13 protein-coding genes are annotated in these 16262 nt (G+C 54.7%); 7 read left to right on the top strand and 6 right to left on the bottom strand.

Translation table 11 applies throughout. The features are described 5' to 3' along the window. Positions 1-24: 24 nt before the first annotated feature. Positions 25-981 carry a DUF1471 family protein YdgH gene (gene ydgH, locus ACYAC5_RS10220; protein ID WP_101764318.1) on the bottom strand — a complete coding sequence of 319 codons (957 nt, stop codon included), beginning with the start codon at positions 979-981 and terminating at the stop codon, positions 25-27. Positions 982-1520: 539 nt separating this feature from the next. On the opposite strand from ydgH, the gene pntA reads away from it, so the two are divergent. Together pntA and pntB are read left to right on the top strand one after the other, a co-directional pair. After that, positions 1521-3050: a Re/Si-specific NAD(P)(+) transhydrogenase subunit alpha gene (pntA, locus tag ACYAC5_RS10215; protein WP_101764319.1), complete on the top strand. Its 1530-nt coding sequence runs from the start codon at positions 1521-1523 to the stop codon at positions 3048-3050. Between the two features lie 11 nt (positions 3051-3061). Further along, a complete protein-coding gene (gene pntB / locus ACYAC5_RS10210) occupies positions 3062-4450 on the top strand; it encodes a Re/Si-specific NAD(P)(+) transhydrogenase subunit beta (RefSeq protein ID WP_137385846.1) in 1389 nt (462 codons plus the stop codon). 78 nt (positions 4451-4528) lie between these two features. Here the strand turns inward: pntB and uspE are convergent, their stop codons facing one another. Next, positions 4529-5485 (bottom strand): universal stress protein UspE, encoded by a 957-nt coding sequence (gene uspE, locus ACYAC5_RS10205; protein ID WP_222182185.1) that lies wholly within the window; start codon positions 5483-5485, stop codon positions 4529-4531. Positions 5486-5603: 118 nt separating this feature from the next. Beyond that, positions 5604-6356: an FNR family transcription factor gene (locus ACYAC5_RS10200; protein WP_008106391.1), complete on the bottom strand. Its 753-nt coding sequence runs from the start codon at positions 6354-6356 to the stop codon at positions 5604-5606. A 296-nt stretch (positions 6357-6652) separates the two neighbouring features. Here ACYAC5_RS10200 and smrA point away from each other — a divergent pair, with 296 nt between their 5' ends. Beyond that, positions 6653-7219: a DNA endonuclease SmrA gene (gene smrA / locus ACYAC5_RS10195; RefSeq protein WP_110866213.1), complete on the top strand. Its 567-nt coding sequence runs from the start codon at positions 6653-6655 to the stop codon at positions 7217-7219. Here smrA and ACYAC5_RS10190 read toward each other — a convergent pair. Further along, positions 7216-8136, bottom strand: coding sequence for a LysR substrate-binding domain-containing protein (locus ACYAC5_RS10190; protein WP_462061691.1), 921 nt, complete (start codon positions 8134-8136; stop codon positions 7216-7218). The two genes, smrA and ACYAC5_RS10190, sit on opposite strands and share 4 nt — an antisense overlap. Before the next feature lie 322 nt (positions 8137-8458). On the opposite strand from ACYAC5_RS10190, the gene ACYAC5_RS10185 reads away from it, so the two are divergent. Both ACYAC5_RS10185 and hglS read left to right on the top strand, forming a co-directional pair. Then, entirely contained in the window at positions 8459-9793 is a 1335-nt protein-coding gene (locus ACYAC5_RS10185; protein ID WP_101764324.1) for an MFS transporter, read from the top strand. An 88-nt stretch (positions 9794-9881) separates the two neighbouring features. After that, complete coding sequence (hglS, locus tag ACYAC5_RS10180) at positions 9882-11219, top strand: 2-oxoadipate dioxygenase/decarboxylase HglS (protein ID WP_462061690.1); 1338 nt, start codon at positions 9882-9884, stop codon at positions 11217-11219. 54 nt (positions 11220-11273) lie between these two features. On the opposite strand, the gene ACYAC5_RS10175 is transcribed toward hglS, so the two are convergent. Then, positions 11274-11708: a DoxX family protein gene (locus tag ACYAC5_RS10175; protein WP_462061689.1), complete on the bottom strand. Its 435-nt coding sequence runs from the start codon at positions 11706-11708 to the stop codon at positions 11274-11276. Positions 11709-11900: 192 nt separating this feature from the next. On the opposite strand from ACYAC5_RS10175, the gene ACYAC5_RS10170 reads away from it, so the two are divergent. After that, positions 11901-13418: a carboxylesterase/lipase family protein gene (locus ACYAC5_RS10170; protein WP_462061688.1), complete on the top strand. Its 1518-nt coding sequence runs from the start codon at positions 11901-11903 to the stop codon at positions 13416-13418. A gap of 213 nt (positions 13419-13631) precedes the next feature. Beyond that, on the top strand, positions 13632-15299 hold the full coding sequence (locus ACYAC5_RS10165) for a methyl-accepting chemotaxis protein (protein ID WP_192411791.1): 1668 nt from the start codon (positions 13632-13634) through the stop codon (positions 15297-15299). On the opposite strand, the gene ACYAC5_RS10160 is transcribed toward ACYAC5_RS10165, so the two are convergent. Beyond that, positions 15296-16138, bottom strand: coding sequence for a LysR substrate-binding domain-containing protein (locus ACYAC5_RS10160; RefSeq protein ID WP_192233938.1), 843 nt, complete (start codon positions 16136-16138; stop codon positions 15296-15298). The genes ACYAC5_RS10165 and ACYAC5_RS10160 overlap by 4 nt on opposite strands. Positions 16139-16262: the final 124 nt, after the last annotated feature.

The raw sequence follows: 16262 nt of genomic DNA, 5'->3' as shown, positions 1-16262 counted from the left end.
GACGGACGCCGCCCTTGATCGCTATTACTTGAACAGATCGGCGGTGACGGTCAGGTTGCCGCCGCTCTGGTTCTGCCATTGACGCGTGATGTGGTAGTACTTAGCGCCTTTTTCCACTGCGCGTTTGCCAACCGCTTCCGAGATTTCGGTTGGGGTACCAAAGTGATCGGAGAAGGTGATGGTGTCAAACGGCTGCATCTGCGCAGCAGTAATCGCATTCACTTCCTGCACGCTACGGCCATCGGCAGTTTTCACCGTGTAACGTTGGCCGGTTGAGCTTTGCGTTTCGAAGAAACGACCAACGTTGCGGCTTGGGGTATCCGAAGAGGCCACGCCAGGAATGGCCACTTTAGTGGCGGCGGTGCCACCTGCGGCCAATGCTGCTTTACCGGCTTCAGAATCTGCTGGGATTGAATCAGAGGTGTTCTGTACTTTACGTTCTGGCGCATCAGCCTTGTAAACATACGCGGTCACGTACTGGTTGCCGCCGTTGTTAGCATCAACCTGACGCACGATAAAGAACGATGCCGCACCTTTATTTTTGGCTGCCTTGGCAATCGCTTCATTAACATCTGGCTGGCTGGAGAAGAAGCCATTTACCGATACGGTGTCATACGGCTCAAGGCGATAGGCTTCTGCTTTCGGCAGCTCTTTCACGCCTGAGAAGGTGCGATATTTAGTGGAGTCATCCGCTTTCGGTGCGTTGGCTTTATACAAATCAGCCGTTACGCGCCAGTTACCGCCGTTGCCGTTGCTATCATTAATACCCTGAACATAGAAAGAGTCAGCGCCTTTGGCATCGGCTTGTTTGGAGATGGCATCAGTTGCATCGCCAATCGCATTGAAACGGCCGCTGATATTAATACGTTCGAATGGTTTCAACGCGGCCGCTTGCTCTGGCGTTAACTCTTTAGCAGCAAACGCATTCGCTGCCAGCAGTGATAACAAGGTTGACGCCAGAATGGTGTTCTTCAGCTTCATAAAAATGATCCTTCGCCTTACGCAAAATGAGTACGAAAACGTGCTGGACTCTTGATGTATAACAGATTAGCCGATGATTATTGCATGTAATAATCGGCCTGTCTCAGCCAATTTAAGCGCATAACATTGACAATCTCTGCCGTTTATTCATCGACCTGTCATTGACTTCTGTTACGGCTCTTTTTTGCACAGATAACCACTTATTCTGGTAACACTTAGTGCCATAATAGTTAACGCATTGTTAATTAAAGGTTTTTAAAAACACTTAATTCGACATGACACGATTTTGCGCAGCACAATATTTTTTAATAAACACCAAATGCAGTGGCAAAACATGGCATTCAATCTTTGTGTCTGAATATTTGTGTGAATGTCATAAGTGGGCGTTATCGCTGTGGATCACTCTTCATATTTTCAGTAGGTTATAAAGACTTTGTTACATTGTGCATTTTGCTCATAAAAAGCTGAAACACTGTTTCGGCTTTTGAGCTTTTTGCCACTTACAGAACCTCATCCTTTAATTGTTGAAAGGAAACAGTATGTTAATTGGGATACCCAAAGAACGGTTAGCCAACGAGTCGCGCGTGGCCGCCACGCCAAAGACCGTTGAGCAACTGATCAAGCTGGGATTTAGCGTCACCGTTGAACAGAGCGCAGGACTTCGCGCCAGCTTTGATGATGAAAGCTTTATCGCCGTCGGCGCCACTATTACTAACACTCACGATGTGTGGCAATCGGACATCGTTTTGAAGGTGAATGCGCCGGACGATCAGGAGATTGAACTGACGCGCGCCGGTAGCACGCTGGTGAGCTTTATCTGGCCTGCGCAGAATCCCGCGCTGTTAGAAAAGCTGGCAGCACGCAACGTCACTGTGATGGCGATGGATTCGGTGCCGCGTATTTCTCGTGCTCAGGCGCTGGATGCGTTGAGCTCAATGGCGAACATCGCGGGTTATCGCGCCATCGTTGAAGCCGCTCATGAATTCGGCCGCTTCTTCACCGGCCAAATCACCGCTGCCGGTAAAGTGCCGCCAGCCAAAGTGATGGTGATCGGTGCGGGCGTCGCGGGATTAGCGGCCATCGGCGCGGCAGGCAGTTTAGGTGCCATCGTGCGTGCGTTCGATACGCGTCCGGAAGTGAAAGAGCAGGTGCAGAGTATGGGCGCCGAGTTCCTTGAGCTGGACTTTGAAGAGGAAGCAGGCAGCGGCGATGGTTATGCCAAAGTGATGTCTGAAGCCTTTATCAAGGCAGAGATGGAGCTGTTTGCCGCGCAGGCGAAAGAAGTCGACATTATCGTCACCACCGCGTTGATTCCTGGTCGTCCGGCCCCGAAGCTGATTACTGCCGAGATGGTTGCCAGCATGAAACCAGGCAGCGTAATCGTCGATCTGGCTGCGCAAACTGGCGGTAACTGCGAATTGACGGTGGCCGATCAGGTGACCTTAACCCCTAACGGCGTGAAGATTATTGGTTACACCGATTTGCCAAGCCGCCTGCCAACCCAATCCTCACAGCTGTACGGCACCAACCTTGTCAACCTGCTGAAACTGCTGTGTAAAGAGAAAAACGGCGAAATTACCGTGGATTTCGACGACGTGGTGGTGCGCGGGGTGACGGTGATTCGTGATGGCGAAGTGACATGGCCAGCGCCGCCGATTCAGGTTTCCGCCGCGCCGAAAGCGCAACCCGCCGCACAGCCGCTGCCGAAGGCAGAAGCCAAACCGGTTTCACCATGGCGCAAGTATCTGCTGCTGGCATTGGCGGTGGTGCTGTTTGCCTGCCTGGCCAACGTCGCGCCGCCGGACTTCCTGTCACACTTCACTGTGTTCGCGCTCTCTTGCGTGGTCGGCTATTACGTGGTGTGGAACGTGAGTCACGCATTGCACACGCCTTTGATGGCCGTCACCAACGCCATTTCCGGCATTATTGTGGTGGGTGCGGTGCTGCAGATGGGCCACGGCGGTTGGGTCACGATTCTGTCGTTTATCGCCGTACTGATCGCCAGCATCAATATCTTCGGTGGTTTCACCGTCACCCAGCGCATGCTGAAAATGTTTCGTAAGAATTAAGGGGTAGCAACATGTCTGGCGGATTAGTTACTGCAGCATATATTGTTGCCGCGATTCTGTTTATTTGCAGCCTTGCCGGTCTCTCGAAACACGAGACCTCCAAGCAGGGTAATATTTTTGGTATGAGCGGCATGGCGATTGCGCTGCTCGCCACCATTTTTGGCCCGAACACCGGGAACGTTGCCTGGATTCTGCTGGCGATGGTGATCGGCGGTGCGATTGGTTTGCGTCTGGCGAAAAAAGTCGAAATGACCGAAATGCCGGAACTGGTTGCCATTCTGCACAGCTTCGTGGGTTTGGCGGCGGTGTTGGTGGGCTTCAACAGCTACATCGATCACGCGCCGGGCCTCGCGCCGGTGATGGAAAATATCCATCTGACCGAAGTGTTCCTCGGCATTTTCATCGGTGCGGTGACCTTTACTGGTTCACTGGTGGCGTTTGGCAAACTGCGCGGCAAGATCTCCTCATCAGCGCTGATGCTGCCACATCGTCATAAAATGAACCTCGCGGCGCTGGTGATTTCCTTCCTGCTGATGCTGTGGTTCGTACAAACTGATAGCACCGGTGCGCAGGTGTTTGCGCTGCTGCTGATGACCGTCATTGCGCTGGTGTTTGGCTGGCATCTGGTGGCGTCAATTGGCGGCGCGGATATGCCGGTTGTGGTCTCGATGCTGAACTCTTACTCCGGTTGGGCGGCGGCGGCGGCAGGCTTCATGCTGAGCAATGATTTGCTGATCGTTACCGGTGCGCTGGTCGGTTCCTCGGGTGCCATCCTCTCTTACATCATGTGTAAAGCGATGAACCGCTCCTTTATTAGCGTGATCGCCGGTGGTTTTGGTACCGATGTAAGCGTGGGCGGCGAAAGCGATGAAGTGGGCGAGCACCGTGAAATTACGGCGGAAGAGACGGCAGAAATGCTGAAAGCCTCTTCTTCTGTAGTGATCACGCCGGGTTATGGCATGGCGGTGGCGCAGGCGCAGTATCCGGTAGCGGAGATTACCGAAAAACTGCGCGCGCGCGGTATCAAAGTTCGCTTTGGTATTCACCCGGTTGCCGGCCGTTTGCCTGGGCACATGAACGTACTGCTGGCGGAAGCGAAAGTGCCATACGATGTGGTGCTGGAAATGGATGAGATTAACGATGACTTCAGCGATACCGATACCGTTTTGGTTATCGGCGCGAATGACACTGTTAACCCAGCCGCACTGGAAGATCCGCGCAGTCCAATCGCTGGCATGCCGGTGCTGGAAGTGTGGAAAGCGCAGAACGTGATTGTGTTTAAACGCTCGATGAGCACCGGATACGCAGGCGTACAAAATCCGCTGTTCTTTAAAGACAATACGCAGATGCTGTTTGGCGATGCGAAAGCGAGCGTGGAAGGCATTCTGCGCGCGCTGTAAATAAGCAGGGCGGTGATGTGATTCACCGCCCTGAGTAGAAATAAGTAGGGCGGCCATTGCGAGCCGCCCTTTTTTTAATCAATCGTCTTCATCTTCTTCGTCATCGTAATCAATTGGCGATTTGAAATCGTCTGGCTTGATCGCCAGCAAATCACAACGCAGATGATCAATCACCTGTTCCGCAGTGTTACCCAGGAACGCGGCTGACAAACCGGTACGGCCAATGGTGCCAAGCACCACAATGCCGGCGTCCAGATGCGAGGCGATATCCGGAATCACTTCCTCGGGCAAACCTTTCGCCACGTGGGTGAACTCTTCACTGATGGAGAATTTTTGACGCAGCGCTTTCATCGCCACTAAATGCTGGCCGCGAATCGCGTCGTTGTAAACGCTGGGATCAAAGTCGGGCAGTTCGATAGCAATATTGATCGGTGTGATGGGATAAGCGCCGACCAAATGCACTTCGGTGTGATTCACCATCTCGGCAAGCAGCGTGGTTTCACGAATCAGCTTCTGATTGAGCTCATCATGATGCGGCTCTTCGCTGGCTAAGTTGACCGCCACCACCGCTTTGCCGCCTTCAGGCCACGCCTGATCTTTCACCATCCACACCGGACATGGACATTTACGCAGCAGATGCCAATCCGTCGGCGTAAATATCACCGCTTCCAGGCGATCGTGTTGGTGCGCCATTTTCAACACTAAATCATGCTGATGCGCCAGAATTTCCTGGATGATGGCTTCATACGGGCGGTTATGCCAAACAACTTTGATTTCAATTTCAACGCCAGCCTCAATATATGCCTGGGCCTGTTGGCGGATCCATTCGGTACGTTGACTGATCACCCCTTTGCGCATATTGGAGCGCTCGTCCGGCGACAGCAGCGTGGTCATTTCATATGAGAAGTCGTAAATAGGCAGGAAAGCTTTGATTTTTCCGCCAATACGTTGATTGAGATAAACCGCACGACGCAGCGCGGGCTGATCGTCCTGCTGGGCATCAATAGCCACCAGAATATTTTGGTACCGGGACATAAGCCGATCTCCTAAAACCAAAGCAAGTTGGGTTAAAGATAGCCTAAGTTTGGGCAGGGCAGAAGCGGAAAAGTTGTTGCCGGATCAATAAAATAACTTTTATTAACCCGGCACAGAATCACGCGGCTTGTTCGGTCTGGCCAGCTAATTCTGCCAGTAGAGCGTGGTTCTCAATGGTGATATATTTGCCTTTCACGGCCAGCATGCCACTTTTCTGGAAGCGACCCAGCAGACGACTAATGGTTTCTACGGTTAGTCCCAGATAGTTACCAATGTCGCCACGCGTCATGGTCAAACGGAATTCACGTTGTGAGAAGCCGCGCTGACCGAAACGACGCGACAGATTCCAGACAAACGCCGCCAGACGCTCTTCGGCATTTTTCTTCGACAGCAGCAGAATCATATCCTGATCGCCTTTGATTTCACCGCTCATCAAACGCATCATCTGCTGACGCAGCGCCGGCATTTTACCGGAGAGGTCGTCGAGCGTTTCAAACGGGATTTCGCACACCATCGCCGTTTCCAGCGCTTGCGCAAAGCTTGGATGTTTGGCACCAACAATGGCGTCAAAACCCACCAAATCGCCTGCCAAATGGAAGCCAGTAATTTGCTCGTCGCCTTGTTCAGTGATGGTGTAGCTTTTGATGGTGCCGGAGCGGATTGCGTAGAGAGATTTCAGTTCATCACCGGCTTTGAACAGCGTCTGGCCTTTTTGAATCGGCTTTTTGCGCTCAATGATGTTATCCAGCTGATCCAGTTCGTGCTCGTTCAGCGTGAAGGGAATACACAATTGGCTGATACTGCAATCCTGACAATGGATGGCACAACCGCCAGACTGAATACGTCGAATGCTGCGTTTTTCCTGGATCATATAGTTACGCTCGATGATTATTGACTGCGGTCAATTTTAACATTTTTCTAAGCGAAGGGAACTCATCCGAGCAGTAAATGTCCTTAAAACCCCACAAATGTCAGGTATTACGCGGTTTGCGCTGGTCTGACTGAAGCGCATTTATTGATCTGGAACGTTTTGTTGCCAGGTTTACAGCTAGAGCGCGCTTATTACAGCGCAAAAAGTGACAGATGTTTTGCCCATAATCCTTTGCTACTCTTTTGCTTTAGCGTCGAATTGGACGCGCAGGCAAACACCAGGCGAGAGGAGACACCATGAACCTTGATGATGAAGACCTTTTCCGTGATGCCATGGGTGATGTGACACCATTAAAAAATTGCGCTAATACCCAATGGCTACGCGCACCTTCGCCTAAAGCGCCACGTGCGCCGCAGGAAAGTGACGAGCAGGAAAATTTCCTCACGCGTGGCTATCTCGACATCGTTCCGTTGACAACACCGCTGGAATTTAAAGTTGAAGGCGTACAGCAAGGCGTGCTGGATAAGCTGCGACTGGGCAAATATCCGCCTCAAGCCAGCCTTAATCTGTTGCGTCAGCCAGTAGAAACCTGTCGTCAGGCGCTGTTCAGCTTTATGCAGCAGGCCAATAAACATGGGTTGCGCAATCTATTGATTATTCATGGCAAAGGGCGTGACGATGAGTCGCACGCCAATATCGTGCGCAGCTATGTGGCGCGATGGTTGCCGGAGTTTGCAGAAGTGCAGACCTTTTGTACGGCGCAGCCGAAAGATGGTGGGGCGGGCGCGCTCTATGTCGGTTTACGAAAAACCGAACAGGCGCGCCTGGAGAACCGTGAGCGTCATGCAAAACACAGTCGCTAGCTGTGGAATTTGCGGATGGTCGCCATCAACACTTCGGCGCTCAGGCTTAACGGACTGCCGCTGCGCGTAATAATGCCCACCGGTTCGCCTGGCCCCGGCGAGGCGATCGGTAGCGCACACAACGCATCGTGATTCAAATCTTCTTTGATGGCGCCAGAAGGCACAAACCACACATAGTCGTAACGCAGTGCCAGCTGTCGCGCCAGCGATGTCGATGAAGTTTCGACGCAGTTTGCTGGTAAGGTACAACCTTGCTCATTCAGCATATGCTGCGCGATACGGCGAGGTGCGGTGCCTTCCGGCGAAATCACTACTGGCCACTGCATCGCGCGCGACAGCATAACGTTCTCGCTTAATAGCGGATGATCGGGGCGCACCACCAGTTTGAGTGATTCCAGAAACAGCAGTTCATAAGTGAGTCCGGCCATCATATCGCTTTCCGCCATACGACCAATCCCGACATCAAACTCACCGGCACGTAAACCGGCCAACAACACGTTGTTATGCAATGTCGCAACCTGCACCGTGGTGTTGGGTTGCTGTTCATGGAAGCGATCGAGAATTTGCGGCAGCATGCCCATCGCCGCAGTCGTCAGCGCGCCGAGTCGAATCACCACCGGTCGGCCCGGCTGCGGCGCGTTGAAGCTCTGACCCGCATGATTAAGCGCATCCAGCACTTTCACCGCATGAACCAGAAATTGTTCGCCCAGCGTGGTGAGCTGCGCGCCGAGTCGTCCGCGCTCAAACAGTCGCGCGCCCGCCAGCTCTTCCAGCTCATTCAGTGTTTTCGATAAAGCGGGCTGGCTCAGATTGAGCGTTTCAGCGGCACGACCGAGCGTGCCTTGCTGCGCCACCGCCACAAAGGTATGTAAATGACGCAAGCGAATGCGCTGATTGAAAAGGATATTTTTGTCCATACGCCCAACATAATGAGTTATGCCGAGGTGCAGCAATGAGGAAACGTTAATTATGTTAACTTGCCTGCAAATTTATATTAACAAAAACACCGCTATGCAAGCTTCGCCGCTAACCTGATGTATTTATGGGTAAAGCTGAAAAAGACACTTTTTGCAGCATATTCGCGCGCTCTAAAATCAATAACATACAGCGTAAAAAGTTGAATAGTTCTCAATTACATCCAAAAAGAGTGCCTGTTATTGTTAACGATGAGCTATGATAAGCGCCGTTTTTTTTACTAAAACTGATGCCCTAAACGGTTAAAAGTGCAGGAGTCGTTACGTGACCAGCGTTGAAGCAGTAGACGTTCGCCAGCTTATCAATAAGAGTGCGCTTAGCAGCTGGCAGAAGCGCTTAATCGCGCTGTGCTTCGTGGTAGTGGCGCTGGACGGCATGGACATTGCGCTGATGGGCTTTATTGCGCCCACGCTGAAAGCCAGTTGGGGCGTCACGAATCATCAACTCGGCATGGTGATCAGCGCGGCGCTGATTGGTCTGGCATTGGGGGCGATGGTCGCCGGACCGCTGGCCGATCGCTATGGGCGCCGCGTGATGATCCTCATCAGCGTGCTGTTTTTCGGTCTGTGGACGCTGGCCACGGCGATGGCGCAGAACATCGAACAGATGATGCTGTTCCGCTTTCTCACCGGGTTAGGGCTTGGGGCCGCGATGCCCAACGTGGGCACGCTGGTGGCCGAATACGCGCCCGAACGTCGCCGCTCATTTATTATTACCGTGGTGTTCTGTGGCTTTACCTTTGGTGCCGCGACGGGAGGCTTTGCCGCTTCGTGGCTGCTGCCGCGCTATGACTGGCACTCCGTTATGCTGATGGGCGGCGTGCTGCCGCTGCTGGTGCTGCCTTTTTTAGTGCGCGGCTTACCGGAATCGGTACGTTTTCTGATTAGCCGTCGCGCGCCTGCCGCACGTATTCACGCCATCCTCGAACGTATGCTGCCCGGCAGCGTGCAGCCGGATAGCCATTATCAAAGCACTGAGTTGCCGACCGCGCGTAAAGGCTCGGTGGCGACCGTGGTGTCGCGCCGCTATCTGTTCGGCAGTTTGATGTTGTGGGGCGGCTACTTTATGGGGTTGTTCCTCGTTTACCTGATTGGCAGCTGGATGCCTTCATTGATCAGCACGCTCGGCATGTCGGTGACGGAAGCGGCGATTGTCACGGCGATGTATCAGGCCGGCGGAACCCTTGGCTCGCTGTTTGCGGGTTGGTTGATGGACCGCATCAACGCCAATCTGGCGCTGGCGGTGATCTATTTCTGCGGTGGCATTGCCATTGTGGCGCTGGGTTTTTCACCCGCGCAGGTCGGATTAATGAGCGCCATCGCTTTCTGCAGCGGCTTCTGTTTTAACGGCGCCAATACCGGCATGAATGCGCTCTCCGCCAGTTATTACCCAACTCATGCGCGTGCCACCGGCTCCAGCTGGATGCACGGCATAGGGCGCATCGGCGCCATCATTAGCGCCTTTGTCGGTGCCGAGTTGTTAACGCTTGGCTGGACGTTCAGTCAGATCTTCCTGCTGCTGGCGATTCCCGCCGTGTTAACCACCATCATGCTGGTGCTGAAATGTCGCTTTGGTGACCAGTCAAACCTCACCGAGTGACAAGGCGATCACAGTTCCACGAAATTGTTACCCGCCGCTAAAGGGTTGATCTACAGTAGCAACAACCCGTTAGCCCAAGGTGATGATGATGCCAAACTTTCTCAGCAGCGATGCCATCCGCACGCTGTTCTCGCAGGCAATGTCGACCCTGTATCAGCAGGAAGTGCCGCAATACGGCACGCTGACGCAGTTGGTCACCGCTGTTAATGAACGTACGCTGGAAGCCAATCCCGAGTTAAAAAACCGCTTGTCGGCCGCCGATGAACTGAGTCGCCTGAGCGTCGAGCGTCACGGTGCAATTCGCGTCGGAAAGGCTGATGAACTCAGCACGTTGCGCCGGATGTTCGCCGTGATGGGCATGGAAGCGGTGGGGTATTACGACCTGTCGCAAGCCGGTGTGCCGGTGCACTCCACGGCGTTTCGTCCGGTCAGCGATCGCGCGTTGCGCCATAATCCATTCCGCGTTTTCACTTCGTTGCTGCGTCTGGAACTGATTGATGATGCGGCGCTGCGCGAGAAGGCCGCTGCAATTCTCGCCGCGCGCGATATCTTTACGCCAGGTTGCCGCGCGTTGATCGCTAAGCATCAGCAGCAGGGCGGTTTGAACGCCGCGGATGCCGCCACTTTCGTGCAGGAAGCGCTGGAAACCTTCCGCTGGCATGCGCACACCACCGTAGACAGCACCACTTATCGCGCACTGAGCCAGCAGCATCGTCTGATTGCCGATGTGGTGTGTTTCCGTGGTTGCCACATCAACCATTTGACGCCGCGCACGCTGGATATCGATCGGGTGCAAGCGCTGATGCCTTCACGCGGCATCGATCCCAAAACCCTGATTGAAGGCCCGCCGCAGCGTAAAGTACCGATTCTGCTGCGCCAGACCAGCTTCAAAGCGCTGGAAGAAGCGGTGCACTTTAACGATGGCACGCCGGGCACGCACAACGCGCGCTTTGGTGAGATTGAACAGCGCGGCGCGGCGCTCACCCCGAAAGGACGCGAACTTTACGATCGTCTGCTGGCCGAAGCCGGTACCGGCAGCGATAACCAGCATCACCAGCAACATCTTAGCGCGGTGTTTAGTGATTTCCCCGACGACGAAGAGTCTTTGCGCGAGCAGCAGCTGGCGTGGTTCCGCTATCGCCTGACCGAAAAAGGCGAGCATCTGCCACCACGCGCGGGCGAAACCGTGACGCAGTTGCTGGCAGAAGAGCGTTTGAGTGCCGAACCGATCGTTTACGAGGATTTCCTGCCGGTCAGTGCCGCGGGGATTTTCCAGTCGAATCTGGGCGACGTGGCGCAAACACGCAGCGCGGGGAATGCCAGCCGAGCGGATTTTGAAAGCGCGTTAGGTTGCGCGGTGCAGGATGAAATGGCGTTGTACCAGCAGATGCAGCAGCGCAGTCTGGAACGGTGTGGCGTAGCCTGAGGAGAAATGTTACAGCCGGTCTGAAATTCAGCAGACCGGCTGCTTTTCTTGTGGTTATTGCAAGCGCGCGTCACGCACCAGCGTGTACTTCCCGGCACCTAAAAACATAATGGCGAGCGCACCCAGCAGGTAAAGCGCTTCTGTCTCCAGCGCCCACGCACCAACGTCGGTGCGATGCCAGACAGCGCCCATTTTTACCAGCAGTGTCGCAATAATCATGTTCACCGCAATAATGAACGCCGCAGGGCGCGTCAAAAATCCGATGATCACCATTACAGGTGCCGCTATTTCCCCGATGTAAGCACCGTAAGCGATGAAACCTGGCATTCCTTTGACGGCGAGCATGTGCGCAATCCAACCCACGCCATGCACCACTTTGAACGCCCCATGAAACAGCAGTAATCCGCCAAACGTCAGGCGCAAAAGCAGTTTGCCAAGGTCCGGGTGATCGCACATCCGGTTGAACATTTGATTAATGCCACCAAACATGGTGTTTCTCCGTCGCGCCAGGTTAACTTGCAACCTTAAAACAAATGGCCTCGATGGGGTTAGCCAAAATATTTGATGGAGTTGTTCAAAGAATCGCGCCGCGTTTCGGCTTAATCTGCAAATGCTTTCAGAACATGGACATTCGTCTAAGGCCTGCAAATAATGGAACGATGCATTATTAGGGAAGCCGAGATGAAAAATGAACGACGTCTGAGGATCATGACCGCAGAAGGGGAACTCAGAGGCCTGATGGACGAAGATCTTTTTGTCTTCAAAGGAATACCGTACGCAGCTGCACCTACTGGCGCTTTACGCTGGCGACCGCCGCAGCCGGTCCAGCCGTGGCAAGAGGTGCGTGATGCGACCAAATGGGGCGCAGCAAGTTGGCAAAATCGTGACTATTGCGTGGCCGCCGGCGGTGGCGATCCCGGTCGCTTTAGTGAGGATTGTCTCTACCTGAATATCTGGACGCCGGATGTTGAGCCTTCGCGGCCGTTGCCGGTAATGGTCTGGTTGCATGGCGGGGGATTTTCCATCGGCGCCGGTAATCTTGCTCCTTATCGCGGTAAAGCGCTGGCGGCGCAAGGTGTGGTGGTGGTAACGCTCAATTATCGCCTCGGTCACTTCGGTTTCTTCTCTCATCCGGCGCTGGATGCGCAATACCCCGACGGGCGCGTGATCAACAACTTTGCCTTACTCGATCAAATTGCTGCTTTGCAGTGGATTCAGCGCAACATTCCTGCCTTTGGCGGAGATCGCCATAACGTGACGCTGTTTGGTGAATCCTCCGGTGCGCGCAGCGTGTTATCGCTGTGCTGCTCGCCGCTCTCCGAGGGGCTGTTTCATAAAGGCATCGTACAAAGCGCCTACAGCCTGCCCGACATCCCGCAAAAGCAGGCACAACAGATCGGTTTACAGGTCGCGGCGCATTTTGCGTTACCCGAAGATGCCAGCGCCGAGCAGCTGCGCGAGCTACCGGCCGAACAATTTTGGCCGTTAGAACGCCCGCTGGCGCTCGGCCCGGTGCCCATCAGCGGCGATGCGGTACTGCCGAAACCGATGTTAACCACGTTTATGTCCGGCAAGCAGCATCGCATTCCGTTAATGATCGGCAGCAACAGCGATGAAGCCAGCGTACTGGACTATTTTGGCGTGGATGCCACAGCAGTATTGCGACAGATGCGCAGCAAAAACCGCATCAGTTATCGCCTGATGAAGTGGCTGTACGACATTCATGATGATGCGCTGCTGGGACGTGCGGTGGCGCGCGATATGGCGTTCACAGTGTTACCGTTAATCATCGCTCAGGCGCAGCACAATATCGGCCTGCCCGCATGGCGTTACTGGTTCGATTACGTCTCCGAAAACGCGCGCGATCTCTACCCGCACGGCACCTGGCACGGCAACGAAATTCCCTATGTCTTTAACACGCTGGATACGCTAGCGCCGCCAGCGGAACGCAGCTACAGCGAGCAGGATAAAGCGTTCGCCTCCACAGTCAGCGCTTATTGGGTCACCTTCGCGCGTGAAGCCAGCGAGTTTAGCTCGCACTTAGCGGGTGAAGTAGATTGGCCAGCCTGGCGACCGGGCGACGATCTGACGCTGGCGCTGGGCGAACAGGGCAAAGCCCAGGCGGTGGTGAAGGCGCGCTTTATGCGTGGACGGCTGCGTTTGTTCCGTTTGATGATGCGCAGCCACGTTAAGCTTTAATGAGCGTGCTAATGGTGTAATCTGGCAAATCAATTTATAAGGCAAATTTTCGCCTATCTTGCTGATAAATCTTAAAAGCGCATATTCCTCACCCGCGTCAGTAAGCAATTAATTAGCTTACAAAACCGTTACATTTTCCCGATCCGATGCCGATAAACGCAATATGCCCGATTTTATCGGGCCTCCTTCGCGTTTCACACCAAGGGATTATGTATGGGTATCTTAAAAAATTTCACCATCCGCGCCGTATTGCTCACCATTCTTGGGCTGTTTTGCCTGCTGTGGTGTGCCGTTGGGCTGTTTAGCGTCCACTCACTGAACGCCCTCGGCGAGGGCAACGAGATTGACCGCCAACTGGTCAATCAAATGACCATTTTAAGCAAAGGAAATGATCAATATTTTCGTGTCGTTACGCGTCTGTCTCGCGTGATGGAAGGCCGCGCCTCAGGCAGCGCAGTCGGTGCTGATGCTTTTACCCCGGTGCAACAAGCGCTCGACAATATGAAAACGCTGCTGGCGCAGTTTAAAACCATGGCGCCAGGTCCGATGGATGCGGAGACCGCCAATAGCGTCATCGCCAACTGGCAAAAACTGCTCGATGAAGGCATCGCACCGCAGGTATCGCTGGCGCAGCAGGGCACGCTTGAAGCCTATCGTGCGCAAGCCAATAACGTCACGCCGCCACTTAGTCGTGCGTTTGGTGCCAGCGCGGAAGCCTTCAATAAAGCCGCAGGCAGCAAACTGGATGAGACGCGAGTCACCGTCGATAAGCTCACCAGCATCACTAAAGTCATTATTCTGGTGGCGGTGGTGATTGGCTTGTTTATCTTGCTGTTTACCGATCGCTATCTGGTGGCGATGCTGGTGAAACCACTGGAGCGTATCCGTAACCATTTCACGATTATTGCGCAGGGCGACCTCAGCCAGCCGGTGGAAGATTTTGGCCGTAACTGCGTCGGCAAGCTGGTGCCGCTGCTGCGTGCCATGCAGGACAGCCTGCGCGAAGCGGTAAGCGCGATTCGCAGCGGCACTGAAAACATTTATCGCGGCGCAGCGGAGATCTCCTCCGGCAACAACGATCTCTCATCGCGTACCGAAGAGCAGGCGGCCGCGCTGGAGCAAACGGCGGCCAGCATGGAGCAGTTAACTGCCACCGTGAAGTTCAACGCCGACAACGCGCGTCAGGCCAGTTCGCTGGCTGAAACCGCTACCGGCACCGCACAGCAGGGCGGACGGTTGGTGGGCGAAGTGGTTACCACCATGCAAGGCATCTCAGGCAGCTCGAAGAAGATCGCTGAGATCACGAGCGTGATTAACAGTATCGCTTTCCAGACCAACATCCTGGCGCTGAACGCCGCGGTAGAAGCCGCACGCGCCGGTGAACAGGGCCGCGGTTTTGCCGTGGTGGCCAGTGAAGTGCGCAATCTGGCGCAGCGCAGCGCCGGTGCGGCGAAAGAGATCGCCACACTGATCGAAGATTCCGTGCAGCGCGTGGAAAAAGGGTCGGCGCTGGTGAGCAGCGCGGGTAGCACCATGCACGACATTCTTAAGTCGGTGCAGGATGTGAATGAAATCATGAAGCACATCGCTGCTGCGTCAGAAGAGCAGAGCAAAGGGATTTCGCAGGTCGGTACCGCCGTCACCGAGATGGACAGCGTCACCCAGCAGAACGCCTCGCTGGTTGAGGAAGTTTCTGCCGCTGCCAGCGCGCTGGAGCGCCAGACGCAAGAGCTGCAGGCCTCGGTGGCGAAATTCCGTCTATCGGACAGCGCGCCTGTGAATAAGGTCGTGGTATCGCCAACCGCGCTGCGTCGGCCGGTGTTGACCGGCGCAGGCCTCGCACAGCCGAAATCAGCCTCTGACGAATGGGTCTCGTTCTAAACCTCAGATAACCACGCCACCAGTTCCGGCAGGAACGGTGGCGCATCTTTTTCCGCCCGCTGTAACAGGCTGTAGCTTGCGCCGGTCGCCACACTGGTGGCAAACGGCGCAATCAGTCGCCCATTCACCACATCGTTCTGCACCAAGGTGACATCCGCCACCGTGACGCCAAAACCCTGAATCGCAGCGCTGATCGCGAGATCCATGGTGGCGAAATGCTGATTGCGCGCCATTGGCAACGCGGCATCCAGCCCGGCCAGCCAAAGCTGCCAGTCGCGTGAATCCGGCGTGGGATGCAGAAAAGTAAACTTCGCCAGTTCGCCAATCTGCGTGGGCGGCGTGACGCTGCTGGCCATCACCGGCGTTAAACGCTCCTCAAACAGGCAAATCGAACCGGCTGGCGACGGGCCAAACACAATCGCCGCGTCAAAGTTATCGAGCTGCGAGCCATGATCGAGTGTGGTGGTCAACGCTACGTGAATATCTGGCCGCTGCTGTTCTAGCGCTACCAGACGCGGCACCAGCCAGCGCATGGCGCAGGTAGGCGCTTTCAGGCGAATCGAGGCGTTGCTGCGGCTGGCTTTTTCTGTGGCATTCACCAGCATGGCGAAACCTTGCTGCAATTCCGGCAGCAGCGCGGCACCTTGTTCGGTGAGATGTAGACCACGTGCGTGGCGGGTAAACAGCGCGAAGCCCAGCCAACTCTCCAGCGTGGCGATTTTACGGCTCACCGCGCCTTGGGTGATGCACAGCTCGCTGGCGGCACGCGTCAAATTGAGATGGCGCGCGGTGACCAGAAACGCGTGGATGGCATTGAGCGGCAGAGCAGAGCGGGACATAACAACCTCAAGCTATGATTTTTAATCATGGCTATTATGACAACAATTCGCTTGTCGACTCAAGCCGCACACCGTTGAATAGAAATCTACTTTCGATACGTGGTTATGCAACCTTACGAGGCAC

The organism is Pantoea sp. y20 (genome assembly GCF_054903455.1).
Note: the sequence above shows the minus strand (reverse complement) of the source record. Positions and strands in the feature narration are given on the sequence as shown.

Coding starts and splice junctions, on each gene's coding strand:
- ACYAC5_RS10200 (WP_008106391.1), bottom strand. CDS start 6,356: ATGATCCAGGAAAAACGCAGCATTCGACGTATTCAGTCTGGCGGTTGT.
- smrA (WP_110866213.1), top strand. CDS start 6,653: ATGAACCTTGATGATGAAGACCTTTTCCGTGATGCCATGGGTGATGTG.
- pntA (WP_101764319.1), top strand. CDS start 1,521: ATGTTAATTGGGATACCCAAAGAACGGTTAGCCAACGAGTCGCGCGTG.
- hglS (WP_462061690.1), top strand. CDS start 9,882: ATGCCAAACTTTCTCAGCAGCGATGCCATCCGCACGCTGTTCTCGCAG.
- ACYAC5_RS10160 (WP_192233938.1), bottom strand. CDS start 16,138: ATGTCCCGCTCTGCTCTGCCGCTCAATGCCATCCACGCGTTTCTGGTC.
- ACYAC5_RS10175 (WP_462061689.1), bottom strand. CDS start 11,708: ATGTTTGGTGGCATTAATCAAATGTTCAACCGGATGTGCGATCACCCG.
- pntB (WP_137385846.1), top strand. CDS start 3,062: ATGTCTGGCGGATTAGTTACTGCAGCATATATTGTTGCCGCGATTCTG.
- ACYAC5_RS10190 (WP_462061691.1), bottom strand. CDS start 8,136: ATGGACAAAAATATCCTTTTCAATCAGCGCATTCGCTTGCGTCATTTA.
- ACYAC5_RS10165 (WP_192411791.1), top strand. CDS start 13,632: ATGGGTATCTTAAAAAATTTCACCATCCGCGCCGTATTGCTCACCATT.
- ydgH (WP_101764318.1), bottom strand. CDS start 981: ATGAAGCTGAAGAACACCATTCTGGCGTCAACCTTGTTATCACTGCTG.
- uspE (WP_222182185.1), bottom strand. CDS start 5,485: ATGTCCCGGTACCAAAATATTCTGGTGGCTATTGATGCCCAGCAGGAC.
- ACYAC5_RS10170 (WP_462061688.1), top strand. CDS start 11,901: ATGAAAAATGAACGACGTCTGAGGATCATGACCGCAGAAGGGGAACTC.